At 46.3% G+C, this 25,982-nt stretch carries 25 protein-coding genes; 13 read left to right on the forward strand and 12 right to left on the reverse strand.

Annotated elements, in window-relative coordinates:
* Positions 1-18: 18 nt before the first annotated feature.
* The 5 genes from gcvPA to glyS are packed head-to-tail and all read left to right on the forward strand — an operon-like array spanning position 19 to position 6,004.
* The gene (gene gcvPA, locus AS158_RS07455; RefSeq protein WP_038051759.1) at positions 19-1,332 is read left to right on the forward strand and encodes an aminomethyl-transferring glycine dehydrogenase subunit GcvPA; all 1,314 of its coding nucleotides are present in this window, start codon (positions 19-21) and stop codon (positions 1,330-1,332) included.
* Positions 1,329-2,753 carry an aminomethyl-transferring glycine dehydrogenase subunit GcvPB gene (gene gcvPB, locus AS158_RS07460; RefSeq protein ID WP_038051757.1) on the forward strand — a complete coding sequence of 475 codons (1,425 nt, stop codon included), beginning with the start codon at positions 1,329-1,331 and terminating at the stop codon, positions 2,751-2,753. Before gcvPA ends, gcvPB begins: the two co-directional genes overlap by 4 nt.
* A gap of 1 nt (position 2,754) precedes the next feature.
* On the forward strand, positions 2,755-3,141 hold the full coding sequence (locus tag AS158_RS07465) for a RidA family protein (protein ID WP_038051753.1): 387 nt from the start codon (positions 2,755-2,757) through the stop codon (positions 3,139-3,141).
* A 3-nt stretch (positions 3,142-3,144) separates the two neighbouring features.
* Positions 3,145-4,005 carry a glycine--tRNA ligase subunit alpha gene (locus AS158_RS07470; protein WP_038051750.1) on the forward strand — a complete coding sequence of 287 codons (861 nt, stop codon included), beginning with the start codon at positions 3,145-3,147 and terminating at the stop codon, positions 4,003-4,005.
* Positions 3,986-6,004: a glycine--tRNA ligase subunit beta gene (gene glyS, locus AS158_RS07475; RefSeq protein ID WP_165304802.1), complete on the forward strand. Its 2,019-nt coding sequence runs from the start codon at positions 3,986-3,988 to the stop codon at positions 6,002-6,004. Before AS158_RS07470 ends, glyS begins: the two co-directional genes overlap by 20 nt.
* Here the strand turns inward: glyS and fliI are convergent.
* From fliI to fliF, 4 genes are read right to left on the reverse strand one after another with little or no spacing between them, the layout of a single operon-like run.
* Entirely contained in the window at positions 5,981-7,297 is a 1,317-nt protein-coding gene (fliI, locus tag AS158_RS07480) for a flagellar protein export ATPase FliI (protein ID WP_038051737.1), read from the reverse strand. The two genes, glyS and fliI, sit on opposite strands and share 24 nt — an antisense overlap.
* Positions 7,257-7,967, reverse strand: a complete 711-nt coding sequence (locus tag AS158_RS07485) for a FliH/SctL family protein (protein WP_038051734.1) — start codon at positions 7,965-7,967, stop codon at positions 7,257-7,259. Before AS158_RS07485 ends, fliI begins: the two co-directional genes overlap by 41 nt.
* Position 7,968: 1 nt before the next feature.
* Complete coding sequence (fliG, locus tag AS158_RS07490; RefSeq protein WP_038051730.1) at positions 7,969-8,976, reverse strand: flagellar motor switch protein FliG; 1,008 nt, start codon at positions 8,974-8,976, stop codon at positions 7,969-7,971.
* A gap of 4 nt (positions 8,977-8,980) precedes the next feature.
* Complete coding sequence (fliF, locus tag AS158_RS07495; RefSeq protein ID WP_038051727.1) at positions 8,981-10,579, reverse strand: flagellar basal-body MS-ring/collar protein FliF; 1,599 nt, start codon at positions 10,577-10,579, stop codon at positions 8,981-8,983.
* Between the two features lie 49 nt (positions 10,580-10,628).
* Between fliF and ecfA2 the strand changes: the two genes are divergently transcribed.
* Positions 10,629-11,429 carry an energy-coupling factor ABC transporter ATP-binding protein EcfA2 gene (gene ecfA2, locus AS158_RS07500; RefSeq protein ID WP_038051724.1) on the forward strand — a complete coding sequence of 267 codons (801 nt, stop codon included), beginning with the start codon at positions 10,629-10,631 and terminating at the stop codon, positions 11,427-11,429.
* Positions 11,426-11,659 carry a S4 domain-containing protein gene (locus AS158_RS07505; RefSeq protein WP_038051721.1) on the forward strand — a complete coding sequence of 78 codons (234 nt, stop codon included), beginning with the start codon at positions 11,426-11,428 and terminating at the stop codon, positions 11,657-11,659. The genes ecfA2 and AS158_RS07505 overlap by 4 nt, the downstream gene beginning before the upstream one ends.
* Here the strand turns inward: AS158_RS07505 and AS158_RS07510 are convergent.
* Positions 11,628-12,323, reverse strand: coding sequence for a biotin--[acetyl-CoA-carboxylase] ligase (locus tag AS158_RS07510; RefSeq protein WP_038051711.1), 696 nt, complete (start codon positions 12,321-12,323; stop codon positions 11,628-11,630). The two genes, AS158_RS07505 and AS158_RS07510, sit on opposite strands and share 32 nt — an antisense overlap.
* A gap of 54 nt (positions 12,324-12,377) precedes the next feature.
* On the opposite strand from AS158_RS07510, the gene AS158_RS07515 reads away from it, so the two are divergent.
* The 6 genes from AS158_RS07515 (at position 12,378) to AS158_RS07540 (ending at position 17,564) form a co-directional block, all read left to right on the forward strand.
* On the forward strand, positions 12,378-13,316 hold the full coding sequence (locus AS158_RS07515; protein WP_038051708.1) for a pyridoxal-phosphate dependent enzyme: 939 nt from the start codon (positions 12,378-12,380) through the stop codon (positions 13,314-13,316).
* Positions 13,316-13,990 carry a DUF554 domain-containing protein gene (locus tag AS158_RS07520; RefSeq protein ID WP_038051706.1) on the forward strand — a complete coding sequence of 225 codons (675 nt, stop codon included), beginning with the start codon at positions 13,316-13,318 and terminating at the stop codon, positions 13,988-13,990. Before AS158_RS07515 ends, AS158_RS07520 begins: the two co-directional genes overlap by 1 nt.
* A gap of 67 nt (positions 13,991-14,057) precedes the next feature.
* Positions 14,058-14,531, forward strand: a complete 474-nt coding sequence (locus AS158_RS07525) for an NAD(P)H-dependent oxidoreductase subunit E (protein ID WP_038051703.1) — start codon at positions 14,058-14,060, stop codon at positions 14,529-14,531.
* The gene (nuoF, locus tag AS158_RS07530; protein WP_038051700.1) at positions 14,528-16,165 is read left to right on the forward strand and encodes an NADH-quinone oxidoreductase subunit NuoF; all 1,638 of its coding nucleotides are present in this window, start codon (positions 14,528-14,530) and stop codon (positions 16,163-16,165) included. The genes AS158_RS07525 and nuoF overlap by 4 nt, the downstream gene beginning before the upstream one ends.
* A gap of 59 nt (positions 16,166-16,224) precedes the next feature.
* On the forward strand, positions 16,225-17,082 hold the full coding sequence (locus AS158_RS07535) for an AEC family transporter (RefSeq protein WP_012896187.1): 858 nt from the start codon (positions 16,225-16,227) through the stop codon (positions 17,080-17,082).
* Positions 17,083-17,087: 5 nt separating this feature from the next.
* Complete coding sequence (locus AS158_RS07540; RefSeq protein WP_038051697.1) at positions 17,088-17,564, forward strand: metallophosphoesterase; 477 nt, start codon at positions 17,088-17,090, stop codon at positions 17,562-17,564.
* On the opposite strand, the gene murC is transcribed toward AS158_RS07540, so the two are convergent.
* Genes murC through AS158_RS07575 form a run of 7 tightly spaced genes read right to left on the reverse strand, consistent with a single transcriptional unit; the run spans position 17,516 to position 25,933 of the window.
* On the reverse strand, positions 17,516-18,889 hold the full coding sequence (gene murC, locus AS158_RS07545; protein WP_038051695.1) for a UDP-N-acetylmuramate--L-alanine ligase: 1,374 nt from the start codon (positions 18,887-18,889) through the stop codon (positions 17,516-17,518). The genes AS158_RS07540 and murC overlap by 49 nt on opposite strands.
* Positions 18,886-19,905 (reverse strand): undecaprenyldiphospho-muramoylpentapeptide beta-N-acetylglucosaminyltransferase, encoded by a 1,020-nt coding sequence (gene murG, locus AS158_RS07550; RefSeq protein WP_038051693.1) that lies wholly within the window; start codon positions 19,903-19,905, stop codon positions 18,886-18,888. The genes murC and murG overlap by 4 nt, the downstream gene beginning before the upstream one ends.
* Complete coding sequence (locus tag AS158_RS07555; protein ID WP_038051690.1) at positions 19,902-20,996, reverse strand: FtsW/RodA/SpoVE family cell cycle protein; 1,095 nt, start codon at positions 20,994-20,996, stop codon at positions 19,902-19,904. Before AS158_RS07555 ends, murG begins: the two co-directional genes overlap by 4 nt.
* On the reverse strand, positions 20,993-22,285 hold the full coding sequence (gene murD, locus AS158_RS07560; protein WP_038051687.1) for a UDP-N-acetylmuramoyl-L-alanine--D-glutamate ligase: 1,293 nt from the start codon (positions 22,283-22,285) through the stop codon (positions 20,993-20,995). The genes AS158_RS07555 and murD overlap by 4 nt, the downstream gene beginning before the upstream one ends.
* On the reverse strand, positions 22,282-23,190 hold the full coding sequence (gene mraY, locus AS158_RS07565; protein WP_038051684.1) for a phospho-N-acetylmuramoyl-pentapeptide-transferase: 909 nt from the start codon (positions 23,188-23,190) through the stop codon (positions 22,282-22,284). The genes murD and mraY overlap by 4 nt, the downstream gene beginning before the upstream one ends.
* On the reverse strand, positions 23,187-24,467 hold the full coding sequence (murF, locus tag AS158_RS07570; protein ID WP_038051682.1) for a UDP-N-acetylmuramoyl-tripeptide--D-alanyl-D-alanine ligase: 1,281 nt from the start codon (positions 24,465-24,467) through the stop codon (positions 23,187-23,189). Before murF ends, mraY begins: the two co-directional genes overlap by 4 nt.
* A complete protein-coding gene (locus tag AS158_RS07575) occupies positions 24,464-25,933 on the reverse strand; it encodes a UDP-N-acetylmuramoyl-L-alanyl-D-glutamate--2,6-diaminopimelate ligase (protein WP_038051677.1) in 1,470 nt (489 codons plus the stop codon). The genes murF and AS158_RS07575 overlap by 4 nt, the downstream gene beginning before the upstream one ends.
* Positions 25,934-25,982 lie beyond the last annotated feature (49 nt).

Below are 25,982 nucleotides of genomic sequence, written 5' to 3' on the forward strand. Positions count from 1 at the left end.
AAATCCGGAGGTGTCCCGATGAACTATCCTTACATTCCCCACACGGATGAAGACATCCGTGCTATGCTGGAGTTCATAGGAGTTTCTTCCGTAGAAGAACTGTTCTCTTCGATTCCTGTTTCTGCCAGGTCGTCTCTGAATCTGCCGAAGTCCAAAGATGAATTCAGTGTTTTCAAGCGTTTGAAAGAGATCTCTGAGATGAATACCTCTCTCGAAGACTACGCTGTCTTTCTTGGTGCTGGTGTTTATAAAAGGTACGTTCCCACGGTTGTTTACGATCTTGCGATGAAGCCTGATTTTCTCACCGCTTATACACCGTATCAGGCGGAGGTATCCCAAGGGACTCTTCAGGCTCTGTTCGAATACCAAACCATGATATGTGAGCTGACGGGAATGGAAGTGGCGAACGCATCCATGTACGATGGAGCCACCGCACTGGCGGAAGCGGCTCTGATGAGTTTTAGACTCACTGGAAAAGAGAAGGTTGTTGTGGCAAGGTCCGTTCATCCTGAGTACAGGGCAGTTTTGAGAACTTATCTTGAAAAAAGAGGTTTCACTGTAGTAGAAGCCGGATACGACGAAACGGGAAGGGTCTTGTTAGAAGAGGTCGATGAGGAAACAGCGGCGATAGCCATTCAATATCCCAATTTCTTTGGAATCATAGAAGATCTCGATTATGTCAGAAGCCGATCGGGTAACGCTCTGCTGATAGTGGTTGTAGAACCAGTTTCGCTCGCTCTTCTAGAACCTCCAGGAAGCTACGGAGCAGACATCGTGGTTGGTGAAGGCCAGTCGTTGGGACTTCCCATGTGGTTCGGAGGATACTCTCTTGGGATCTTTGCCACAAGAGAAAAATACGTGAGGCAAATGCCAGGAAGATTGATCGGACAGACCGTAGATCAGGACGGCAGTGTAACCTACACCATGATCCTTCAGACCAGAGAACAGCACATAAGGCGCGCCAGAGCTACTTCGAACATATGTTCCAACCATGCCCACGCTGCTCTGATTGCGGCGGTTTACATGAGTGTGATGGGCCCTGATGGTCTAAAAGAGGTAGCCAGGCGTTCTTACAGCGCCGCTCATTACCTCCAGGAAAGATTGGAAGATATGGGATTCAAACTGTGCTTTTCGGGAGAATTTTTCAGCGAGTTCGTTTTCAACGTGCCGGAGGATTATCCTGAGCGATGGAAGAGAATGATGGAGAAAAGAATCCTCGGGCCATTACCTCTGAAAGGATTTTATCCAGAACTTGGAGACACAGCACTTGCGTGCGCTACAGAAGTGACCTCGAAAGAGGATATAGAAAAACTCCTGGAGGCGATGAAATGACGATATTTGAAAGGTCTAAAAAGGGTAGAAAGGCGTATCGGCTTCCCGAGAGCGATATTCCAGAATATTCTCTTCCGAATCGATTTCTCAGGAAGACCCCTCCAGAACTTCCCGAAGTGAGCGAGCCTGATGTGGTGAGGCACTACACCGATCTCGCCAGAAAGAACTACTCTGTGGATCGTGGAATCTATCCCCTCGGTTCCTGCACTATGAAGTACAATCCCAAATTGAACGAAAAAGTTGCGAATCTCGAAGGATTCAGAGAGATACACCCGTACCAACCTGCTGAAACTGTTCAGGGCAGTCTTCGGCTCATGTATGAACTGAAAGAAATGTTGTGCGAGATAACAGGAATGGATGATATGACACTTCAACCCGCTGCCGGAGCTCACGGAGAGCTCACGGGAATGCTGATAGTGAGAGAGTACTTTAAAAGCAAAGGGGACACTGGGAGAAAGAAAGTTCTCGTACCGGATTCTGCCCACGGTACCAACCCAGCATCCGCCTCGATGGTTGGTTTTGAGGTAGTGGAGATAAAGAGCAAAAACGGTATGGTGGATGTGGAAGATCTGAAAAAACTACTGGATGAAGAAGTGGCCGCGGTGATGCTCACAAATCCAAACACACTTGGACTCTTCGAAAAGGACATTCTGAAAATAGCGGAAATGACGCATGAGTGCGGTGCTCTTCTCTATTACGATGGTGCGAACCTCAATGCGATCATGGGTAAAGTGAAACCAGGAGATATGGGATTTGACATCGTTCATCTGAACCTGCACAAGACGTTCTCTACACCTCACGGAATGGGAGGACCTGGATCTGGGCCGGTTGGTGTGAAAAAGCATCTGGTGGATTTTCTGCCTTTCCCCCAGGTGAGGAAGAACGGAGAACTTTACGAGCTCTTCGTTCCGGAAAAGACCATAGGGCGTGTGAGGAGTTTCTTTGGGAATTTCCCGGTTCTCGTAAAAGCGTACACGTACATTCTCACAATGGGAAGAGATGGCCTTGAAAAGGTGAGTGAAATGGCCGTTTTGAACGCGAACTACTTGAAGAAAAAAATAGAGAAGTTCCTTGAGATTCCATACAATGGGTTCTGTATGCATGAATTCGTGGCGAGCGCGGAGAAAGTGTTCAGGGAAACCGGTGTAAGAACACTGGATATTGCGAAGCGAATACTGGACTTTGGTGTGCATCCTCCAACGGTTTACTTTCCACTCATCGTTCCGGAAGCACTCATGATAGAACCAACTGAGACTGAAAACAAAGAAACACTGGATAAGTACGCCGAAATTCTCGAAAGGGTGGTAAAAGAAGCCTATGAGAATCCCGATGTTTTGAAGAACGCTCCCCACAACACACCGATTCGAAGGGTCGACGAGGTTCTCGCTTCGAAGAAACCCGTGTTCAGGTGGAGGGGATAGTATGAAGTACTTTGTCGAAACCGATAAGGCTCCAAAGGCCATAGGTCCGTACTCTCAAGCGGTCGTCGTTGGAAACACGATGTTCGTTTCGGGTCAGATTCCTATAGATCCAGAAACTGGTGAGCTTGTTCAGGGCACAATAGAGGAAAAGACGGAGAGAGTTCTGGAGAATCTGAAAGCAATACTTGAGGCGGGTGGTTTTTCCCTGAAAGACGTTGTAAAGGTGACGGTGTTCACAACCAGTATGGAATACTTCCAGAAGGTCAACGAGGTGTATTCTAAATACTTTGGAGATCACAGGCCTGCCAGATCGTTTGTGGCTGTTTCTCAGCTCCCGAGAAATGTAGAAATAGAAATAGAAGCGATCGCTGTGAAGGAAGGGGAGTGAAAGATGTATCTTCAGGATGTGATAATGAGGCTGAACGAGTTCTGGGCATCCAGAGGTTGTCTTTTGGAACAACCTTACGATATGGAAGTCGGTGCCGGGACGTTTCATCCCGCTACGTTCTTTGGGAGTCTGAGAAAGGGTCCATGGAGAGTGGCTTACGTTCAGCCGAGCAGGAGACCAACCGATGGTAGATATGGAGAGAATCCCAACAGGTTGCAGAGGTACTTCCAGTACCAGGTGATCATAAAACCCTCCCCTGAAAACTCTCAGGAACTGTATCTTGAGTCCCTGGAGTACCTCGGGATAAACCTGAAGGAACACGATATCAGATTCGTGGAAGACAACTGGGAGTCTCCCACCCTTGGAGCGTGGGGCATTGGCTGGGAAGTGTGGTTAGACGGCATGGAGATAACCCAGTTCACGTATTTCCAGCAAATTGGTGGAATTTCCCTGAAAGACATTCCGCTCGAGATAACCTACGGACTGGAAAGGATCGCCATGTATCTTCAGGGAGTCGATAACGTCTACGAGGTACAGTGGAATGAAAACGTGAAATACGGTGATGTGTTCCTTGAAAACGAAAGAGAATTTTCGGTTTTCAACTTCGAAGAAGCCAACGTAGGACTCCTTTTCAGGCATTTCGATGAATACGAGAAGGAGTTTTACAGACTTGTGGAAAAAAATCTCTACCTTCCCGCTTACGATTATGTGTTGAAATGTTCTCACACGTTCAACCTTCTCGATGCACGCGGAGCGATAAGTGTGTCTCAGCGACAAACCTATGTGAAGCGTATCCAGGCGATGGCGAGAAAGGTTGCGAGGGTTTTTCTGGAGGTGCAGGTTAATGAGAACAGCTCTGCTTGAGGTGGGACTCGAGGAACTCCCCGCGAGCGAATTCCGAAGTATTCTGAGGCAGCTCGAGGAAAGATCGATTGAACTTCTCAAAGCGTACAGAATCTCCTCCGGGTCTGTTGAAGTCTTCGTTGGGAGCAGACGTTTTGGTGTGATTCTCAAGAATCTCCCGGAGAGACAGGAGGATTTTACAGAAGAGAAGAAAGGTCCCCCACTGAACGTTGCATACGATGAAAACGGTAAACCGACTAAAGCACTCGAGGGGTTTTTGAGAAGCAACAACGCTTCCTTAGAGAACGTGGTTCACAGGGAAGGGTATGTCTATTTGTCCCGCGTTGTCGAAGGAAGACCTGTCGAAGAGGTTCTCCCAGATCTGTTCAGAGATCTCGTTTTGGGTTTGAATTTTAGGAAACCCATGAGGTGGGGTTCCGGTGAACACGAATACATCAGACCTGTTCACTGGATAGTAGCGATGGTTGATGGAAGAGTCCTTGACCTGGAAATCTTCGGTCTTAAATCGTCCAGAATTTCTTACGGAAAAAGGTATCACGCTGGATCGATCGAAATTCCCGATTCGGAAAGGTACTACGAATCTCTCAAAAAAGGATTCGTGATTTCTTCCCACCTGGAGAGAAAAAAATTCGTCCTCGAACAGATCGATGAATTTGAAAAAAGAAGTAGTATGAAGATCGAACGCGATGAAGAACTCATCGAAGAGATAGTGGCAATAACGGAGTATCCCAGGATCGTTGTTGGACAGTTCGATCGAAAATATCTTGAACTTCCAGAAGAGATCATAGTGACTGCTGTGAAACATCATCAACGTTCTTTTATAGCACATAAAGAGACCCTGACGAACACCTTCGTGGCTTTTCAGGACGGTCCACAGCCACCAGAGAACGTGGTCAAGGGATATGAGAGGGTCATAAACGCTCGGCTGGAAGACGCGCGATACTACTTTCAGAAGGATCTCGAAACTTCATTGGAAAGTATGAATGAAAAGCTCAAAGAAATCGTTTTTCAAGAAAAACTTGGGACACTGTACGATAAAGTAGAGAGGATAAAGAAAATATCACAAAAACTCTGCGAAGATCTGGAATTTCCAGAGGCGTTCACGCAGAAAGTACTGAAAGCCGCTTCTATATGCAAAGCGGACATTGCCTCAAAAGTGGTGTACGAGTTCCCGGAGCTCCAGGGTGTTATGGGCAGGATCTATGCCATGAGGGAGGGAATAAGCGAAGAAATAGCGACAGCCATAGAAGATCACTATTCCGAAAAACCACGAACAGTGATAGGTTCCATCCTTGGAATAGCGGATAGAGTCGACACCATCGTTGGAAATTTCGCCATAGGCAATGTTCCCACGAGTTCTAAAGATCCGTATGGTCTGAAAGGCAAAGTTGACACGATCTTCAGGATCATAAGAAAAAACGAGTGGGATATTTCCTTAGGAGAGCTCCTCGCTTTCGCTTCTTCTCTGGTGGAATATCGTCTTTCTGAAGAACTGGAAACCTTCTTTGCAGGCAGGTTCTACCAGTTTCTGGTCAACGAACTTGGAATATCCTTCGATGTGGCAAGAGCGGTGAACCATCTGTGGAAAAGCCCCCTTCGCGGGATTCTCTCTGCGGAAGCCCTCCAGGAGATCTCTGAAAAACCCGAGTTTCAGGATCTGTTCGTTGGATTCGAACGTGTTCACAACATAACGAAGAATCACAATTCTACCAGATTCGACGGAGCTCTCTTTGAGAAAGAAGAAGAGAAAAAGCTGATGAACAAATTCTACGAAGTCAAAGAAAAAGTTTTGAAAGCTCTGGAGAGGTTGAACTACCGCGAGGCACTTCAACATCTGATCGAGCTGAAACCTTACATAGACGAGTACTTTGACAACGTCTTTGTGATGGTGAAGAGGGACGATTTGAGGGTGAACAGGTTAGGCTTTCTGAAAAACATCGACGAACTCTTCATGATGGTAGGAGACATGACTTACTTAGTCAAGAGATCTCAGGTATAGATCCAATAATTTCTGAACGGTTTCCTCGAACGAAGATCTTTCGAATACACCCTGTTTCAGGAAGGAATCGATCTCGTCTTTCATTTCCACGGCTTTGTCAACGAGCGGATTGGTTCCGCTCTTGTAAGCACCGATTTCAATCAGGTCTTTTGCGGATTCATAAGCCGACATCAGCGATCGGAGGCGGTTCGCCGCCTCTTTGTGTTCTTCAGTGACGATATCGTTCATCAACCTGCTCACGCTTGCAAGAACGTCGATCGCAGGATAGTGGTTAGATTCGGCGAGCCTCCTTGAAAGAATTATGTGTCCATCCACGATGGATCTGACAGTGTCGGAAATGGGTTCGTTGAAGTCGTCCGCTTCGACGAGCACGGTGTAAATCGCTGTTATGCTACCTCTGTCTGAGTTTCCTGCTCTTTCGAGTATCTTTGGAAGGCCGGCAAAGACACTTGGTGGATACCCTCTGGTGGTGGGGGGCTCTCCCACTGCGAGTCCCACTTCTCTCTGTGCCATGGCCCACCTGGTGAGAGAATCCACCATTAGAAGAACATCATATCCCAGATCTCTGAAGAATTCCGCTATGCTGGTGGCGGTGAGAAGAGATTTCACTCTGGCAAGGGCGGGCTGGTCGGAGGTTGAGACCACCAGTATGGACCGTTTCAGTCCTTCCTCTCCCAGATCCCTCTCTATGAATTCTCTGACCTCTCTTCCTCGCTCCCCGATGAGAGCCAGTACACTAACATCAGCTGTTGTGTTTCGTGCGATCATTCCAAGAAGTGTGCTTTTTCCAACACCACTGCCCGCGAAGATGCCTATTCTCTGACCTTTACCTATGGTTATGAAACCATCTATCGATCGTATACCCACCGGCAGAGGATCTTTTATTCTTCTTCTTTTCAGAGGATTTGGAGGGTTGTTGGTCAGGGGATACCTGTCTTCCGGAACAAAGGGCTTTCCATCTATTGGACGGCCCAGACCATCGAACACCCTTCCGATCATCTTTCTGCTGACACCGACTTCGAGTACTTTGTTAGTCCTGATGACTTCACATCCCATCTTCAATCCGGAGACATCCTCGTAGGGCATGAGAATAACACTTTCTTCCTTGAAGCCCACCACCTCTGCAAGGGCGTTCTTACCGTTCTGAAGTGAGATTTTGCACATTTCTCCAAGAAAAGCATCGGGTCCTTTTGATTCCACGGTGAGACCCACCACTCGTGTGACTCTTCCGTTGAATTTATTAAAATCTTCTTCATTCAGTTTCTTTTTCAGTTCTTTCAGTATGTCCTTCAAATCCTACCACCTCTTCGAAAATATCCTCCACGAGTTCCCATTGATGAGAGAACGTTTTGTCCAGAATACCAAAATCTGTCTCAACGATGACTCCTCCTCTTTCTACATTGGGATCCGGTATCAATGCTTCTTTGCTGACTTCACTGAGATCCAGTTTTTTCGCGTCTTCTGGATTTATTCTGATCTTCACATTTTTGATACCCACCACTTTTGATAAGGCGCTCCTCAACTTTCTTTCTGCTGTCGACTCATCCATCTCCTTTTCGAGGATCTTTTTGAAGAGGATCTTGAGTATATCGAGAAGTTCTGGAAGAATTTCTTCTATTTTCTGGTTTATCCGTTTCTGGATCTCTTCCTTCAAGCTAAGAATGTATTTTTGGAGATCTTTCCTCATTGTTTTGGCCTCTTCTAAAACTCTCTTTGTTTCGAGCTTTAAAGCTTCAGCTTCACTGGAGGCGTTCTTCAAGATTTCTTCTGCGTCTTTTCTGGCACTTTCAACTATTTTTCTGGCCTCTTCCTGAGCTTCAGAGATGATCTTTTCTCTCATTTCTTTGATCTTCTGGATCTCTTCTGCTGTGTTCTCTTTTGTTTTTTCTTCTTCCACTCTTTCTTCTTTTTCTATTTTTCTTGGAAGGTCTATGTAGAACACCTCATCCTTTCTGAGAAGCATACTACATGATCAACTCCTCTCCGCCACCTCTTGCAATGACGATCTCGCCAGCCTCCTCCAGCCTTCTTATGATGTTTATTATCTTCTGCTGAGCTTCCTCTACATCCTTGAGCCTCACAGGCCCCATGTATTCGAGTTCATCTTTCAGCAACGCAGCGGCTCTCTTTGACATGTTCTTGAATATCTTCTCTTTCAGTTCGTCGGAGGCTCCTTTCAAAGCGAGGGCCAGGTCCCTCGTATCCACTTCCCTCAACACAAGCTGTATCGATCTGTCGTCGAGCTTCAGAATATCTTCGAAAACAAACATCCTTCTTCTTATCTCGTCGGCCAGTTCGGGGTTCTCCTGAACCAGCTTGTCCATGATTTTCTTCTCAGTGGTTCTATCCAGACTGTTCATGATCTCTGCGGCCGTATCGATTCCACCCACCTTGCTGAACGTTCGACTCACAAATCCAGAAATCTTTTTCTCCAGATTCCTTTCTATCTCTTTAACAACTTCTGGAGAGGTACGTTCGAGTAGAGCAATTCTCTTCAAAACTTCGATCTGAAGTTCTTCAGAGAGCGCTCCAAGGATCTGGGCCGCGACTGGGGGATCAAGGTAACTCAAAACAACCGCTATGGTCTGCGGATGTTCACTCTGGAGGAAATTCACAAGCTGGATGGGATCTGTGTCTCTTACAAAACTGAAAGGCTTGACCTGCAAGGAGGAAGTTAACCTTTCTATGATTTTTCTTGCCCTTTCAGGCCCGAATGCCTTTTCCAGAACCTTTTTTGCGTACTCTATACCACCCTCTGATATCATCTCTTTTGCTTTGGCGAGGCTCAGAAATTCTTCCAAAACCTGCTTTTTTTCTTCTGGAGAAACCCTTCCAATGTTTGCGATTTCTACCACCAGTTGTTCCACTGTTTCCTCGTCAAGGTGTTTCATCACCTGGGCTGCTTTTTCGGGTCCAAGGGCCACCAGAAGAACTGCGGCTTTTCTTCTGCCATCGATCTTTTTCTCGGGCATATCCTCATCCCCTTTCGAAGAACCACAACCGGACTATCTCGGCGATATCGGAGGGTGAACGGGAAAAGATGTTCTCCAGCTCTTCCACAAGTTCGAGCAGCTCCTTTTCTTCTGGCGATACCTCTTCTTCCTTCAATTCCTCCTGAAGAATCTCTTTTACCTCTTCTTCCAATTTTCTTCTCCGTTCTTCTGCGAGTTTCCTTGCCCTTATTCTTCTTATCTGGATGATCACAAGATAGATGAGTATGAACGTGAGAAATCCAAGCAGGGCTATTCCCACCGAATACAGGACGAACCTTCTTCTCGTTTCAATCTGCTTCAGTTCTTCCTGAAGAACCCTTTCGATGGAACGATCGAATGGCAAAAAGGCAACCGCGACGCTGAGAGAGGCGGAAGACGTTATGGATCCTACACCTTTTTCTACGAGATCGTTTATCACACTGCTCCAGTCACTGCTGTTTTGAAGAACAGAAGAAGAAGCATCGATTATGACAGCGACGGAAAGCGAAGAGATTTCTCCTTCGCGGTTCTGTATTATCTTCTGGTACACTTCGTTCAATTCGTAGTTGGTGATGGTATGGGTTCGTTCGTAGGTACTCGTTCCTTCGGACGTGGTTGATGGATAAGTGAGAGGCGGTATGTTCGAATCCGTCCCCGCTGGTCCTCCGGTTGGAGGAAGGTTTTGGCTCTTCTCCACCTGCGTTTCCTGACTTCTCACCAAACCTTCTCTTCTGGCAGGCGCTTCGTACTTTTTCATCTCTGTTTCTATCTTGGACCAGTTGATCGATATGTCGGGTATTACCTCCACCCTTCCAGGGCCGAAAACGCTTTCCAGTGCTTTCTTTATTTTACTTTCGTAGTATTTCTCAAGCTGTTGCTTCAATTCCAGTTTGCTGGAGGCGAGGAAGGTTTCTTCGTCTGTTTCTAACATATCGCTCAGCGATCTGGAGTAGTTATCCACTATCCTCACGTTCTCCGGTTTCAACCCCTCAACAGCCCCCGAGACGAGCTCAGCGATTCCTCTCACCTGTTCACGGGTGAGTTCTGCACCGGGCTCCAAGACCACGAGAACTGATGCTCGGGGTTCTGCCATCTCACCACGAACGTAGTAGGTGTACTTCGGAAGGACCAAGTGAACTCTCGCGTCTTTCACACCTTTTATCGTCATGATGCTTCTTTCGAGTTCTTCCTGTAAAGCGATCTGATATTTGACCTGCTTGTCGAAGCTCGTGGCTCCGAAAGAGTTTTCACTGAGTATAGAAAAACCTTTCCTTGAACTTCCAAGAACTCCTTCAGATGCCAGTTTCATCCTGAGCTCATAAACGTTGTAACTGTCGGGAACGTATATATCTCCTCCAGGGGACACTTTGTAAGGAACGTTCATCTCCTCGAGTTTCTGGATGATCACACCCGCTTCATCTTCATTGAGACCAGCCACGAGGAGTCTGTAGTGAGGGGTGGATGCCACGACGGCAAACAGGATGATCGTTACCAAAAGGGCAACACCTGTTCCTCCTACGAGGAATTTCCTCTCCCGAGACATAGAGTTCCATATGTCTGCTATTTTCTTCCACAGATCTCTCAAACGTTCAAAAATGTTCATAGAGTGATTCACCTCTCGTTAAATTTTACCACGTGATATAATTTTCAACATGAGAATAGAAGTGGTCAACGTCTCTCATATCTTTCACAGAGGAACACCTTTAGAGAAAAAAGCGCTCGAGAACGTGAATCTCGTTATCAACGAGGGAGAGTGTATCCTTGTTGCTGGGAATACGGGATCTGGGAAGTCAACCCTTCTTCAGATTGTAGCAGGTTTGATCGAACCCACTTCAGGTGCTGTGCTTTACGACGGAGAAAGAAAGAAAGGTTACGAGATAAGAAGGAGCATAGGAATCGCTTTTCAGTACCCTGAGGATCAGTTCTTCGCAGAGAGGGTTTTTGACGAAGTGGCTTTTGCCGTGAAGAACTTCTATCCAGATAGAGATCCTGTTCCTCTAGTGAAAAAAGCGATGGAGTTCGTGGGATTGGATTTCGATTCTTTTAAAGACAGAGTGCCGTTTTTCCTGTCCGGTGGTGAGAAGAGACGGGTAGCGATCGCTTCCGTGATTGTTCATGAACCGGATATTCTCATCCTCGATGAGCCTCTTGTGGGGCTGGACCGGGAAGGGAAGACAGACCTTCTGGGGATTGTGGAGAAGTGGAAGACTCTTGGAAAGACGGTCATCCTTATCTCTCACGATATTGAAACAGTGATGAATCACGTGGATCGTGTGGTGGTACTTGAGAAAGGAAAGAAGGTCTTTGATGGGACCAGAATAGAATTTCTTGAAGAATACGATCCCCGATTTTTCACAAGCAAGATGCTGATTATGAGAAAATTAGTTTTGAAGGGAGAATATCCCTTCTCGATGAGCGACGATGAACTTTTGGAAAGGGTGTGCAATTCATGAGATTAGATTTGTTTCTTAAGATTTCGGTGGTGAAGAGAAGAACGGTTGCCCAGAAACTGCTGAAAGGACAGAGAGTTTTGGTGAATGGAAGACCCGCGAAGGCCTCCTACGAGGTAAAAGACGGAGACATCGTAGAGGTGCTTTTACCAGCGAAGAAAATAACCTTAAGGGTCGTAGGAAACGGAGGCTATGAAATCCTCAGTGAGGAGAGAGTGAGTAAACCCTTCTGATCTCTCCGTTGAAGTCTATCAACAGACTATCGGGGTTTATCTTCACGATTTTTCCCTTCTTTCCTTCCAGAAATACGAAATCTCCTTCTTTTTGAAGAAGATATCTCTTCCAGATCCTCGTCAAAGACTCTTTTTTCTTTGAATACTTTCTAAAGATCACGCGTGCGTTTTTCAATATCGACTCCATGAGTTTTATGATACTGATTTCTTTCCCTGTGATCTCTTTCAGGTTGATCGCTCTCGTTTTCAACTCGACCGGGATCTCGTTGTTCACGTTCATACCCACTCCCACAACAACTGCGAGAGGTTTTACACCTTCAAAAATTCCCTCTGAAAGAATTCCCGCGAGCTTTCTTCCGTTTATGTACACGTCGTTGGGCCACTTTATGTTCGCGTGTATTTTCATGTTTTCGAGAGTCTTCACAATTGCTACTGAGAATACCCTCGTGTAAAACGAAAGCTCCAGAGGTTTCCTCGGTTTGAAAAGCACCGAAAACCATAGTCCACCCTTTGGAGAGTGCCAGTGCCTTCCGTTTCTTCCATATCCAGAGGTCTGCTCTAACGCGACAACCACCGTGCCGTCGGGATAGAATCGGCAATTTTCCTTCAAGAAACGATTTGTGGAATCTATGGATTCAAAAGAAATGATCTTTTCTCCTATCAATCTCTCTCCCTCCCGTGCTACAATTCTAACAAACAAAGAGAGGGGGGGAGACGAATGAGAATCGATCTTGCACTTAAACCCACACCCGTTCAGTTTCTCAGAAGATTGTCGGAAGAATGCGGGTTCAACATCTACATCAAAAGGGACGATTTCACAGAGCTTGTGGGATCAGGCAACAAAATCAGAAAGCTGGAGTATCTCCTCTGGGAAGCTCTTAAGGAAGGGGCAACGACCGTGTTCACCTGTGGAGGACTTCAGTCGAACCACGCCAGAGCAACGGCATACGTTTCGAGAAAATACGGTTTGAAACCTGTTCTCTTCCTCAGGAAAGGAGAGAAGGTACTGAACGGAAATCTCCTTCTCGATCTTCTCCTCGGCGCTGAAATAGTAGAAGTCTCCCAAGAAGAATACGAACGCATCGATGAGATCTTCGATGATCACAGAAAGATAAGGGAGAAAAAAGGCGAAAAGGTGTACGTGATACCCGAAGGGGGTTCGAACTCTCTTGGGGCTTTTGGCTACTTCAATGCAGTACTGGAGATGAAGGATCAATTGAATCTCGAATCCTTCGATGCTATTGTGTGTGCTGTTGGAAGCGGGGGAACCATAGCAGGATTGTCGGCTGGTGTCTCTTTTCTGGGATGTCGCGTGCCCGTGGTGGGTGTGAACGTTACCACGAAAAACTCGGATTATTTTGTGGAGAAGGTGAAAAGAATAATTAGTGGTATGGAAGAGTACGGCCTGAGAGTCAATGAACCCGCTTTCGAAGTGGTTGATGATTACAGGGGTCCAGGATATGCGATTCCTTCCAGTGAGGATGTGGAGATCTTGAAAAAAGTAGCTTCAATAGAGGGCATCATCCTTGATCCGGTCTACACAGCAAAGGCCTTCAGAGGAATGGTTGAGATGTTCAAAAACTCGGGAAAGAACGTTCTTTTCATCCACACAGGAGGAATATTTGGCTTGTTTGCACAGAGTGGGAGGTTGGTATGATGTTTCACTACGCTGTTCTTCTGAATGCATTTGGAGTTTTGATCGGTGCGTCCGTGGGTTTCTTGTTCAAAAGAAAAATCCCTCAGAGATTACACGACATTCTTTTCACGGTGATAGGACTCACCACGCTGGGTATAGGTATCCGGATGGTCACCCAGGGTGATGATTTCTTGATGATACTCTTAGCGCTTGTCTCAGGTGGCGTTATCGGAGAATTATTCAGAATAGAGGACAGAATAGAAGGTATTGGGAAGAAGTTCAGTGATTCCCAGGGGTTTGCGGAGAGTTTTCTCACCTCTTCGCTTCTCTTTCTGGTTGGTCCCATGACCATAGTGGGATCTATAAACATAGGACTCACAGGAAATGCGGATTTGATACTCGTGAAAACGGTGCTCGACACAGTGTCAGCCACAGTGCTCACGGCAACCTTAGGAACAGGGGTTTTTCTCTCGGCGGTTTCTGTCTTCCTCGTTCAGGGACTTCTCGTTGTTTTCGCGAAGAGCCTGACCTTTCTTACAGGCGATATCTTTATTTCCGATTTTGTAGGTACGGGTGGTGTCATGATTCTGGGCCTTGGAATAAGAATTCTCAAAGTGAGAGAAGTGAAGGTTGGAAACCTACTTCCGGCGCTGGTTTTAATTCCTATTTTTGACTGGTTGAAAAACCTTTTTTAAATGGCACAGAAAAAGTGGTATAATTTTTCATGAATAATTGTGAAATTTTTGACGAGGGGGAGTGAAGATGCGAGAGGTAATAGCAGAGATCGTCCAGAAAGCTAAAGAAACAGCAGAAGAGAGAGACGTTTTGATAAACACCCTGCACGAGATACAGAAGCGTTTCAACAACTTCATACCACCAGAAGCCGCTGAAATCGTGGCTGAAGAGCTCGGTGTTCCGCTCTCCAGAGTGTACGAGGTGTTAACGTTCTACACCATGTTTTCGACAAAACAGAAGGGAAAATACGTGATAAGGGTTTGTGAGAGTCTTCCGTGTCATGTTGAAAACGGAAGAGAGATAGTCAAGACCATCAGGGAAATTCTGAAAATCGACTTCGGTCAGACCACTTCTGATGGTCTTTTCACACTCGAAATGACGAGTTGTCTGGGCCTTTGCGGTGTTGCACCGGTGATCATGGTGAATGCCGAGTATTACGGTAACATGACGCCCGATCGTGTAAAGGATCTCATAGATAGATTGAGGGGTGAGTCACAATGAAACCGATAACAGTTCTGGTCTCAGTGGATTCGAACAGTGTGTTGATGGGGGCTCGTCACTTTCTCAATTACTTCAGAGATCTCGTGAAGGAACACAACCTCGGAGATACTGTCGATGTGCTGGAAACGGGTAGCATGGGAATTTATCCAGAAGGAGTGATTGTTTCCGTTCTTCCCGATGGTGTTTTCTACGTCGTGAAGAATGAATCGGATGTGAGAAGGATCTTCGAAGAGCACGTTCTCAAGGGAAGGAGAGTGCTCGATCTTGAAATTTCCGAGAGTCAAATAAGAAGAACCGTTGAGGTAGAGAGAGTGGCTGAAGAAACTCGTATCGTTCTGAAAAACGTAGGAGAGATAGATCCCACTCGTATAGAGGAATACATCGCAAGAGACGGTTACTTTGCCCTCGCCAAAGCGCTCCAGATGAAACCAGGAGAGATAATCGAAGAGATAAAACGAAGCGGGCTGAGGGGAAGGGGTGGAGCTGGTTTTCCAACGGGTCTGAAATGGGAATTCACCTACAAAGCTTCTGCTGATCAGAAATATGTCCTGTGCAACGCCGATGAAGGAGAACCCGGTACCTTTAAAGACAGGCTCATCATGGAGGGTGATCCTCATTCTTTGATAGAGGGCATGATCATAGCGGGGTACGCGGTTGGTGCAACGAAGGGCTACATATACATAAGGGGAGAGTATCACAGTTCGATAGAAATCCTGAAGAAAGCCATAGAACAGGCCTACGAGTACGGATTTCTCGGTGAGAACATCCTTGGAAGTGGATTCAACTTCGATCTGAAAATAAGACTCGGAGCGGGAGCATATGTAGCAGGAGAGGAAACGGCGTTGATAGAGTCCATCGAAGGAAAACCTGCTCGGCCCAGATTGAAACCTCCTTACCCCCCCACCTTTGGCCTTTTCGGGAAACCCACCGTCGTGAACAACGTGGAAACCTTTGTGAATGTTCCAAGGATAATAATGAACGGTGCGGAGTGGTTTAAAAAGTTCGGTACTGACTCGTCACCAGGCACAAAAGTGTTCTCCCTCGTGGGTAATGTGGTGAGAAAGGGAATCGTGGAAGTGCCAATGGGGGTGACGGTGAGAGATCTCATCTTCAAATTTGGTGGAGGAGTTGAGGGTGGCAGGAAGTTGAAAGTTGTGCAAACGGGTGGTAGTGCGGGAACGTTCATCGGACCAGACAAACTCGACGTTCCACTCGATTTTGATTCTTACGCAAAGTACGGAGTTTCCCTTGGATCAGGAGTGATTCTCGTTGCTGACGAGACTCACTGTGCGGTGGATCTCGCACTCGCTGTTATGAGGTTCTTCGAGCACGAATCGTGTGGAAAATGCACACCGTGTCGGGAAGGTACAAGGATGATCGTCAACATTTTGGAGAGAATAAGCAGAGGCGAAGGCAAAAAAGAGGATCTTGATACGCTGAGGGAGATCGCTCGGAACGCGGGAGAAACTTCTTTCTGCGGGCTGGGTCAGAGTATTCCGGTTCCTCTGCTCTCGATCGTTGACAACTTCGAAGAAGAATTCAGAGCCCACATAGGTGCTAATAAATGTCCGGTGGGTGTATGTGAGTTCATAAAGAAGAAGGAAAAGAAGAAAATCGGTGTTAGAAAACCATAAAGAGGGCGTCAAAGAGACGCCCTCTTCTTTTGATAAAATCTTTTTCAGGGGTGCACTGAGTGGAATTCTCGATCGTCATACTGATCGGTTATCTGACGAAGAAATTTTTCGAAAAAGATACTGGTAAGGTCCTTTCGAAACTCGTGGTGAACTTCACGTTGCCAGCGGCGATCTTTTACAGTTTTTCCACCTCACGTTTTCACTTTTCGAAGTTCGCTTTCACCGCAACGGGTGTTTTAAGTAACCTCCTTCTCATCTTTCTTGCTTTTCTGTTTTTCTCCCGAATAAAGGATCCAAGAGTGAGAATTCCGATCGTTCTCTCTTTCATTGGTTTCAACACGGGATTGTTCATGTACCCTCTGGCGGAAAGCCTTTGGGGAGAAGGATCGGTGGTTAACTTTGCCTTGTTCGACCTGGGAAATTCTTTCTTCATATTTGGTGTGGGGAAGGCAGTGGCTGAGCAAAATAAAAAGGGAATACTGAAGGTTTTCACCTTTCCACCGTTTCTGGTTCTCCTCGTCGGGATAACGATGAACATCTTCAAAGTAGTTCCACCTGGTATTGTTCTCGATGCTGCGCGGACGATAAAGAACGCGAATGCTTTCCTCGTGTTTTTTCTTGTGGGATACTATCTCAGCTTCAGATCGGTTTACGACAAATTCCGTCTGATTTTAATGGCGGGACTCGTAAAGTATGCTGCCGGGTTGCTTGTTGCTCTGATCGCAGTGAAGATCTTCTCTCTTTCTTCTTTCGAAGAGATGAACCTGTTTCTTTCGCCACTTCTTCCTTCTGCTATCATGACACTCGTGTACTCGGTCGAGAAGGGTTACGATGCGGAACTCGCGAGTGGGCTCATCACTTTCTTCACGGTTGTTTCAACGTCCATAATCATGGTGATAAACTACACATGGGGGTGACGTGAATGTGGCTGATACTCAGTGACACTCACGATAACATGGAAGTTTTGAAAAAGGTGGAAGAACTCGTATCTGAGAAGAACATCGAAAGAATTTTCCACTGTGGAGACTTCGTTGCACCGTTCACACTTGGAAGATTGATCAAAGAAGGGGTGGATTTTTACGGTGTTTTTGGAAACAACGACGGAGAGGTGCTCCTGCTAGACAAAAGATCCGGCGGGAGAATCAAGAAACCACCCATTTCCCTGGAGATCGATGGTTTAAGAATAGCAATGATGCACGAACCCGTTCTTCTGGATGCGATCGTTCATTCCCAGGAGTTCGATCTGATTCTCTACGGGCATACTCATAGAGTGGATGTGAGAAAAGAAGGAAAGACTCTCGTGGTGAATCCTGGAGAAGCGTGCGGTTATCTTTCCGGTAAGAGCACAGTCTATTTGTTCGATCCCAGAACACGTGAAGGAGAACTTTTGGAGCTCTGATAACGTTCCACGAACCTTCTGGAAGAGTAAATGATATCTCCGGCACCGACGAAAAGGAAGACGGTGTTCTCACTCACGGGAATTATCTTTTCCAGTTCCGGAAGTTTCTCAACGAAATACGCTTCTTTTCCAAGCGATCTGAGGGAATCCCAGATCATCTTCCCTGAGATGTTGTTTTTCTTTTCTTCGAACGCGTCGTAGACTTCCGTGACCACAACCTCATCTGCCAGCTGAAGCGCCTTTGCGAAGTTTCCATCTTCCCTTTCCAGTCTGGAGTATCGGTGCGGCTGGAATATCACCACGATTTTTTCGTTTTCGAAGACTTCTTTTGCTGTCTGAAGAAGGTTTCTTATCTCGTCTGGTGTGTGGGCGTAGTCGTCTATCACATAGATGTTCGTTTCCGGATCGTGAAACGCGATGGAAAAACGTCTGTGAACTCCCCGGAATGTCTCCAGTGCTTCGAGCGCTGGGGCCAGATCGTACCCGAGTGAGTCGAAGAGTGCTATCACTGCCAGAGCGTTCAAAACGTTGTGAAAACCGGGAACCTTGAGTTTGAACTCGAGATATCTCTTTCCATTTTTCTCCACTACAGCCTTTTGTTCAGCGCGAGAAGCGCTTCTCATTTCGAGAGTGTATGTACCCTTCTTCACGCCAAAAGTCACATCACCGAGATGAGAGGTGAGTTCGTCCTCTGCGAAGGTGACAACCAGGTCAGTGTTCCTGCTGATCTTTTCGAAGGCCGATCTGTATCTGGACAGAGAGTTTCCGTAGTTTTCCAGATGATCTCCTCTGGCGTTTGTGATTATGAGGTAGTTTGGGGAGAACTCTGAGAAGAACTCTTCACTCTCGTCAAGTTCGTAAACTATGGGCCCGTTTCCTTTCTCGTAGTTTCCATGTTCGAGGGAATCCATTATGCCTCCAAGAAATACTGTTGGAGACTTTCTCAAATGTTTCAAAACGTGCGCAACCATGGCCGTTGTTGTGGTTTTTCCATCGGTTCCGGTTACAGCGAACTCTTCCTTTTTCTCTCGTTTCAGAATGTCTCGGAAATAATGCAGTCTGTTCTCGAGTGGAACCCCTTCCATCCTGGCGCGTACTATCTCCGGGTTGTCGTCACGAACGGCGGGGGTTTTTACAACCAGATCGGGATCGTACCAGTTGTCTGCGGAGTGTGGTACAAAAATCGGAATTCCTAATTTTCTTAGATAAGCGGTTCTTTCTGTTTCCTCTATATTTGAACCGTAAACATCGTTTCCATTCAAGAATTCGTGCAAAGCTACGGCACTCATTCCTATTCCACCAATTCCTACGAAATGAATTTTCACATTATCTCCCCCAGTATTTCCTCAGATATTTTGGAAGCAGGGTTTTCTTTCATCTTCTCTATTTTACCTTTTTTCACTACTTTATCAATAGACTCGATTATTTTCCGGGGAGACGTCTCTTTTTCTCTGATAACAATGCCGTACCCCAGTCTTTCTGCTTCAAGAGCGTTTTCAAGCTGGTGTGATTCAGCGGAGCCTTCCCATGGTATCAATATTCCGGGAACACCGTAGTACATCATTTCTGCGATTGTACTCGCTCCTGCTCTTGAAATGGACGCGATCGCTTTCTTCCAGTAGGCTCCCACAGGATCTATGTAAGTTAGCGCTGTTACATTTGGAAAAGCGGAAAGTCTTTCTGTCCAATCGTCTGACCCTGTGGAATGTACAAATAGAATCTCCGGAAGTTCCGGGTACACCTTTTCCATCAGTTCGTTTATCGCTTCACTCCCCAGACTTCCACCGAGAACGAGCACGAAATCCTTCAAAGGTGCTTCTTTTTCTGTTTCTCTCACCGGACATCCAGTGACGACGATTTTATCCCGCCATTCCCTCAGATAATCTCGTGTTCTCTCGAAAGAGACGAAAACTTTCTTCGCGTACTGCGAGAGAACCTTCACTGCGAGCCCTGGAACGACGTTTTGTTCGTGGACAAAGATGGGTATTCCAAGATCCTTAGCGGCCAAACCCACAACTCCAGATATGTATCCGCCCGTGAGGATTATTAAATCCGGTTTGAAGCGCCTCAAATGTTTCTTCACCTCGATTGTAGCAATTCCTATCTTCAAGGCTCTCCACAGGTTTTTTGGATGGTGGAGCGGTCTGTGCAAACCTCTGACATCGATTACAACTGTTTCGAACTCCGGATGATCCTTTCTCACAACCCTTTCATCGATTTTGCCTTTTACGGCGAAGAACAGAACCTTCACATCAACTCTTTTCACAAGCGCCTCGAGGATGGCCAGAAGCGGGTAGAGATGTCCACCGGTTCCACCGCCAGCTGCAACGACCTTTATCACTCTCTTTCACTCTCCAGAATCATATTTCCGATTATTCCAAAACCCATCATCACGGAAAGAAGGGAGCTCCCTCCATAGCTTACCAGGGGAAGGGTTACTCCTGTGACTGGAAGAATTCCGGATATGACACCGACGTTCGTCATCACCTGAAGCATTATCAAAATAGCGAAACCAGAGATGAACGTCCTGACTGATGGAACCGTGTGCATTTTCGTGGCAACCTTCACAAGACTGTGAACTAATCCATAAAATGAGAACAGGACGACTCCCAAGCCTATGAAACCAAGCTCTTCACCCACTATGGCCAGCACGAAATCACTGGTTACCACGGGCACGAAGAGCTTTTCTTCACCGAGAACCAGCCCTTTACCAAGCGTACCACCGTTTCTTATAGCGTTCACCGCTTCAATAACCTGTTCTGAGACGTTCCCTCTCAGATACGATACGAGTCTTTCCATCTGGTAATTTCTCAGAAAATGTTCCAGAACACCGGTTTTATACATGGAAATAAAAAGGAAAATCGTTACCAGAAAGAAGCTCAGCACATAAATCCCGCGAGTTTCAGCAGCGTAAAGTGTGAGGATGACCGTGAAGACGAGAAGCACGAAAGTGCTGAAATCGGGTTCGATCAGAACAAGGAAGAATAGAGGAGAAACGAGGAGAATCGGCTTCAAAAATCCCCTGAAGAGCCTTTTCATGAACAGGGAGTTCTTTTCGACGTACCACGCAAGAAACAGAAGAATGTAGATTTTGACCAGTTCGGATGGCTGGAATGAAAAGCTACCAAGATCGATCCATCTGTGTGCGCCCCTCTCACCCGAAGGGAGAAACAGCACGACTGTCAGAAGAACAAGGGAGAGGACGTATCCCCCCACTATGATTTGTTTTGAGAAGAGCAATCTGTGATCTGTGTAGAGGAAGACAACGAAAAAAACAATGGCCACTGCCAGTTTCATCAAATGGTTCAGCACCACGTGTGCGGTGTCGCTGGCTGGCTTCACATAATCCTGAACTATTTCAAAACTGCTGAGGGATATGAAGCCCACGCACAGGAGTACTATGACAAAGAAAACGAGAGATTTTTCGTTCAAACTTTATCCCCTCCGTGTCGTTTGAAGATCTCTCTGAAGTGCTCGCCTCTTTTTGCGTAGTTTTCGTACATATCAAAACTCGCTCCTCCCGGGCTGAGAAGAATCACATCACCTTTTTCGGAGACTTCCAGTGCTGTTTCGAAGGCTTTTTCCATATTTTCAACGATGCTGTGAGGAATTTTCTCCACAAATGGAGCGAGCTCTTTCGATATCTCTCCGAACATGATGAGATGTTTCAGCTTTGGCCTGGCTTTTTCCACGAAGAGAGAATAGTTTTCCTTTTTGCCGATACCACACATTATGAGAATTACCTTGTCGAAGTTGGAGAGCGCACCCAGTACCGCGTGTGTCGACGTGGCTTTCGAGTCGTTGTAAAAATGTCTTCCATCTATCTGACCCAGGTATTCCATTCTGTGTGGAAGTGGTTTGAAATCTCTGAGGAATTCTAAGAAACTTTCCAGTTCTTTGAACATCTCCATGTAAAGAACGGAAACTGCCAGTATGTTTTCCCTCATCTGATACGGATAGTTCCCAGGAAGTGCGTAACTTTTTCCGTGGACGATCAGTTCTCTCTCCGTGGCGAAGCTTTCATCTGTCCAGAAGGGAATTTTTCTGGATCTCACGCCTTTCAAATCCTTCAAGTGTTCGATGTGCTTGTTGTAGACGAACAGATCTCCTTCTGCCTGAAGAAAAGCCGGTTTCAACTTTGAATCAACGTACTCTTCTAAAGAAGAGTGCCAGTCTAAATGATCTTCGGATATGTTCAGAACGAGGAAGTTTGAAAGATAAGGTCTTTCGCTCCAGAAAAGCTGGAAACTGCTCATTTCCAGCACGTAATAGTCGTACTCTCCTTCCAGGGCTTCCACGGCTGGTGTACCAAAGTTTCCGCCAAGGAAAGTCTTGAGCCCCTTTCTGGAGAGTACATGGTACATGAGAGCGGCGGCGGTACTTTTTCCGTCGGTGCCCGTGATGCCTACGACCTTTTTTGGATCTGTGTTGTCCAGGAAAAACTGAAGCTCCGTGGATAGTTTCACGCCCTTGGAAGAAAGGAGTTCGATTATGCTTGTGTCTGGTTTTATCCCTGGGCTCACGTAGACAACATCGCACTCCAGAAGTTTTTCGGTATGTCCCCCTTCTTCGTATTCTACGGAGTATTCTTCCAGGAATTTTTTCGTTTCACTGTCCAGAGTTTTTGCTTCGCTCACGAAAAACTCTGCTTTTTGATGTTTCAGAAGATATTTCAGAAGGGATCTGTTGCTCTTTCCGAAACCCAGGAAACCTATCCTCATCCTATCACCCCGAAGACCTCAAGAGCAACAAGAGAAGACATCAGATTGAAGACGGTAAACACTGCCACGATCTTTTCCTCGCTCCATCCGAGTAGTTCAAAGTGGTGGTGCAGAGGAGACATTCTGAATATCCTGCGTTTGAAGATCTTGAAAGACCCCACTTGAAGGATAACGCTCAACGTTTCGACGACGGGAATCAGAAAGAAAAGCACCAGATAGAACTCCGTTTTTGTCAGAACAGAGACGGTTCCCAAAACCCCACCGAGTGTGATAGAACCCGTATCCCCCATGAAGATCTTCGCGGGTTTCGAGTTGAACACGAGAAATGCAAGAACACCGGCTACAAGGATCAACAGAGTGTCCTCTGAGATTCCCCTTTCTTTGAGGAAAAACCAGTAAGGGATGCTTCCGCTCACGTATATCCAACCGGCCAGACCGTCCAACCCATCCGTTAGGTTCGTGGCGTTCGAACTTCCGACGATAACCAAGAGTGCGAAGAGGTAATACCACTTTCCCATCTCAATCGCGGAGCCAAAGAAGTCGACGTTGGTTTCGGGACGTATCAGAAGCAACATAATGAAGGCTACAAGAGTCTGAAGCAGAGCTTTCTGATAAGTTTTCAATCCGGTGGAGTCTTTTCTTGCCACACTGAGAAAGTCATCCAGAAAACCAATGAGGAAGAAGAGAAACATGCCAAGCAACACTATCGTGTTTGTCTTAGAGATCATCCCAAACAAAAAACTGGTCAGAACGAACAGAATACCTCCCATGGTGGGGGTACCCTCTTTGTAACCGTGAAGGTCCGGACCTTCTTTCCTTATGTATTGCCCGATTCTTCTGTGTCTGAAGAGTTTTATGAGGATCGGATAAAGAACGAGGTTCAGGAGAAAATTCGCTGCTATCATTTTCTCTCCAACTCCTTCTCAAACATCTCAAGGACTCTCTCAATTCTCACCGCTCTTGAAGCTTTGAAGAGAACCACATCTCCTTCTGTTACTCTGGCAGCAAGATCTTTCGCTATATCTTCAGGATCGTCTGACTTCAGGATGATCTTTTCGGATTTGATCCATTCTGCCTCGGGCTCCGACAAAAAAACGTACACCCCATCTAGAACGTTCAGCTTTTTTCCCAGTTCTTCGTGAAACTCCTTCGATCTCTCTCCCAGTTCTTTCATCGCTCCGACAACGGCGAACTTTTTTCCGGGAAAGCGAAGAAGTGCCTCTATGGAAGTTTGAAACGCCTCAGGGCTTGCGTTGTACGTATCGTCCACGATCAGCACACCTTCTTTTTCTCTCACGTTGAAACGACCAGGAACGGTCTTCAGGCTGGCAAGATCGAAGATATCCACAGTTTCGCCCAAAGCTCTCATGACACACAGAGAAGCGGCGATGTTCAGAAGTTGCCCTCCGTTCCAGTACCCAGAGAGTTTAACTGTGAAAAGAGACTCGAAAGCTTCGAACTCTGCGATCGTGGAACCTTCGTAATACCACCAGCCTTTCAGAACCGAGTCCCCACTTTCTTTACCGAAGAACAGTGTTTTTCTGTAACGAGGCACTTCTCTTCTCAGATCGGAATCGTCGAAAAATGTTACGGCTGTTGCATTTTCTTTCGAGTACTTGATGATCTCCATTTTGGTTTCCATGATTCTCTCTCGTGTTCCAAAAAATTCGAGATGGGCGTTTCCAACGTTGAGGAGAACGGCGATATCTGGAGGAGCAATTTTGCACAGGTGGGCGATATCGCCGGGTTTGCTTGCAGCCATTTCAAGAATTAGGATTTCTTCTCCTTTGTAATCGTTGAGAATAGAGAGCGGCAGACCGTACTCTGTGTTCATATTTCCCGGTGTTTTGAAAACACTTCTTTTGTTCTTGAGAAGGTTGTACAATATTTCTTTCGTAGTGGTCTTTCCTGACGAACCCGTTATACCGACGACCGTGCCAGAAAAATTTCCGAGCTTTTCTCGGGCCAGTTTTGCAAGTGCGTCAACGGAACTTTCTACGAGAAATATTCTATCGGAATTCACTGTTTTTCTCTCAGCGATAACTGCATAAGCACCATTCTTGAGGGCTTCATCTATAAAATCGTGACCATCGAATCTTTTCCCTTTCACGGCAACGAACACGTCACCTTCTCTCACTTCTTTCGAGTTCAGAACGAAGCGCCTTGTGAGGAGATCTTTCATTGTGCATACCTCCCTTTCAGCTTGTCTCTTATGATCTCTTCCACAACTTCTCTGTCCTGGAACGGTACCTTCTTTTCTTCATCGATTATCTGGTATCTTTCGTGACCTCTTCCCGCTATGACAACAGAATCTCCTCTGTTAGCGATAGTTAGGGCCGTTTCAATGGCTTCCCTTCTGTCAAAGAGCACCAGATACGGTTTGCGTTTATCAATACCCTTTATCAAGTCTTCCATTATCTGTTCCGGGTCTTCTCCTCGTGGGTCATCGGTTGTGAGGATTACAACATCAGCGAGTTTTGAAGCGACCTCAGACATCATGGGACGTTTTCCTCTGTCGCTGTTTCCCCCGGCCCCGAAGACAACTATCACTCTTCCCTGAGAGATCTTTCTGACATTTTTCAAGAGCTTTTCCAGTGCGTCTGGAGAATGGGCGAAGTCGACAACAACGTTGAGCCCAATCTTCTTTGCTCCACGTACTACCTCGAATCTTCCCTCGACCCCTGTGAACGTTTCGAGGGAACTCGCCAGGTCTTTTGGATCGTATCCAAGCTGGTGAAGAGCAGCAATGGCGGCCGCGGCGTTGTAAGCGTTGAAATCACCTATCGCTTTTGTGAAAACCCTCAATAAACCATCGGGAGTTTCCAGAACGAACCGTGTCCCCTCCCAGTTCACCTCTATATTTCCCAGCCTGTAATCGGCGTTTTTCGATGTTCCGAAGGTGATTTTTCTCGATTTTCGATTGAAAGTGTCTGCCAATGATTCGTTCAGAATGGATATCCCGTCATCTTTCAACAGATCGAAGAGATGAAGCTTTGCTTTCAGATAGTTCTCGAATGTACCGTGAAAGTCGAGGTGATCGCGTGATATGTTGGTGAATATACCCACATCGAATCTGACTCCCTCGACTCTTTTTTGAACCAGTGCGTGAGAAGAAACTTCGAGAGAGAAGAACTTTCCCCCACCTTCCCTGTTTTCCTTCATGGCGGAAAGAATGGTGATCGCATCCGGAGTGGTGATGTCGTCGTAGTAGGAGTTTTCAAGAATTCTCTTCACAGCGGTGGTGAGAACGCTTCCTTTTTCTCCAAGGGAGGTGAGCATGTGGTAAATCATCACGGTTGTTGTGGTTTTACCGTTCGTTCCAGTGACTCCAAAGGTTAGAACGTCTTTCCAGGGCTCATCGAAGAAGAGACTGGCGACTTTTGCTTCAAAGTAACGCGAATCGAAAACCTGAATGTGAGGAAAATCGAGATCTATCTCCTTTTCAACAACAACTGCTACTGCCCCTTTTTCGATCACTTCGGGTATTATCTCGTGGGAATCGAATTTCTCTCCTTTTCTGCAGATGAAAAGATCCCCTTTTTTTACCTTAGAAGAGTGGTTAGACACACCTGTTATTTCGAGATCATAAGGCGCTCGAACTTCTAAAATGAGATCCTTTAAATTCGACACAATAGTTGATATATTCATAGTAGAACCACCTCTGAAGGAATTTTAACACTTTATTTAAAGCTTTTCC

The sequence above is a fragment of the Thermotoga sp. 38H-to genome, assembly GCF_011057665.1.
GTDB lineage: Bacteria > Thermotogota > Thermotogae > Thermotogales > Thermotogaceae > Thermotoga.

What these genes read in the sequence shown, in the direction of transcription:
- fliG (WP_038051730.1), bottom strand. Translation starts at nt 8,976, where the DNA reads ATGCCCGAGAAAAAGATCGATGGCAGAAGAAAAGCCGCAGTTCTTCTG.
- ecfA2 (WP_038051724.1), top strand. Translation starts at nt 10,629, where the DNA reads ATGAGAATAGAAGTGGTCAACGTCTCTCATATCTTTCACAGAGGAACA.
- AS158_RS07520 (WP_038051706.1), top strand. Translation starts at nt 13,316, where the DNA reads ATGTTTCACTACGCTGTTCTTCTGAATGCATTTGGAGTTTTGATCGGT.
- AS158_RS07505 (WP_038051721.1), top strand. Translation starts at nt 11,426, where the DNA reads ATGAGATTAGATTTGTTTCTTAAGATTTCGGTGGTGAAGAGAAGAACG.
- fliF (WP_038051727.1), bottom strand. Translation starts at nt 10,579, where the DNA reads ATGAACATTTTTGAACGTTTGAGAGATCTGTGGAAGAAAATAGCAGAC.
- glyS (WP_165304802.1), top strand. Translation starts at nt 3,986, where the DNA reads ATGAGAACAGCTCTGCTTGAGGTGGGACTCGAGGAACTCCCCGCGAGC.
- AS158_RS07485 (WP_038051734.1), bottom strand. Translation starts at nt 7,967, where the DNA reads ATGCTTCTCAGAAAGGATGAGGTGTTCTACATAGACCTTCCAAGAAAA.
- AS158_RS07525 (WP_038051703.1), top strand. Translation starts at nt 14,058, where the DNA reads ATGCGAGAGGTAATAGCAGAGATCGTCCAGAAAGCTAAAGAAACAGCA.
- AS158_RS07515 (WP_038051708.1), top strand. Translation starts at nt 12,378, where the DNA reads ATGAGAATCGATCTTGCACTTAAACCCACACCCGTTCAGTTTCTCAGA.
- AS158_RS07470 (WP_038051750.1), top strand. Translation starts at nt 3,145, where the DNA reads ATGTATCTTCAGGATGTGATAATGAGGCTGAACGAGTTCTGGGCATCC.
- gcvPA (WP_038051759.1), top strand. Translation starts at nt 19, where the DNA reads ATGAACTATCCTTACATTCCCCACACGGATGAAGACATCCGTGCTATG.
- nuoF (WP_038051700.1), top strand. Translation starts at nt 14,528, where the DNA reads ATGAAACCGATAACAGTTCTGGTCTCAGTGGATTCGAACAGTGTGTTG.
- AS158_RS07575 (WP_038051677.1), bottom strand. Translation starts at nt 25,933, where the DNA reads ATGAATATATCAACTATTGTGTCGAATTTAAAGGATCTCATTTTAGAA.
- AS158_RS07465 (WP_038051753.1), top strand. Translation starts at nt 2,755, where the DNA reads ATGAAGTACTTTGTCGAAACCGATAAGGCTCCAAAGGCCATAGGTCCG.
- gcvPB (WP_038051757.1), top strand. Translation starts at nt 1,329, where the DNA reads ATGACGATATTTGAAAGGTCTAAAAAGGGTAGAAAGGCGTATCGGCTT.
- AS158_RS07540 (WP_038051697.1), top strand. Translation starts at nt 17,088, where the DNA reads ATGTGGCTGATACTCAGTGACACTCACGATAACATGGAAGTTTTGAAA.
- murF (WP_038051682.1), bottom strand. Translation starts at nt 24,467, where the DNA reads ATGAAAGATCTCCTCACAAGGCGCTTCGTTCTGAACTCGAAAGAAGTG.
- murD (WP_038051687.1), bottom strand. Translation starts at nt 22,285, where the DNA reads ATGAGGATAGGTTTCCTGGGTTTCGGAAAGAGCAACAGATCCCTTCTG.
- mraY (WP_038051684.1), bottom strand. Translation starts at nt 23,190, where the DNA reads ATGATAGCAGCGAATTTTCTCCTGAACCTCGTTCTTTATCCGATCCTC.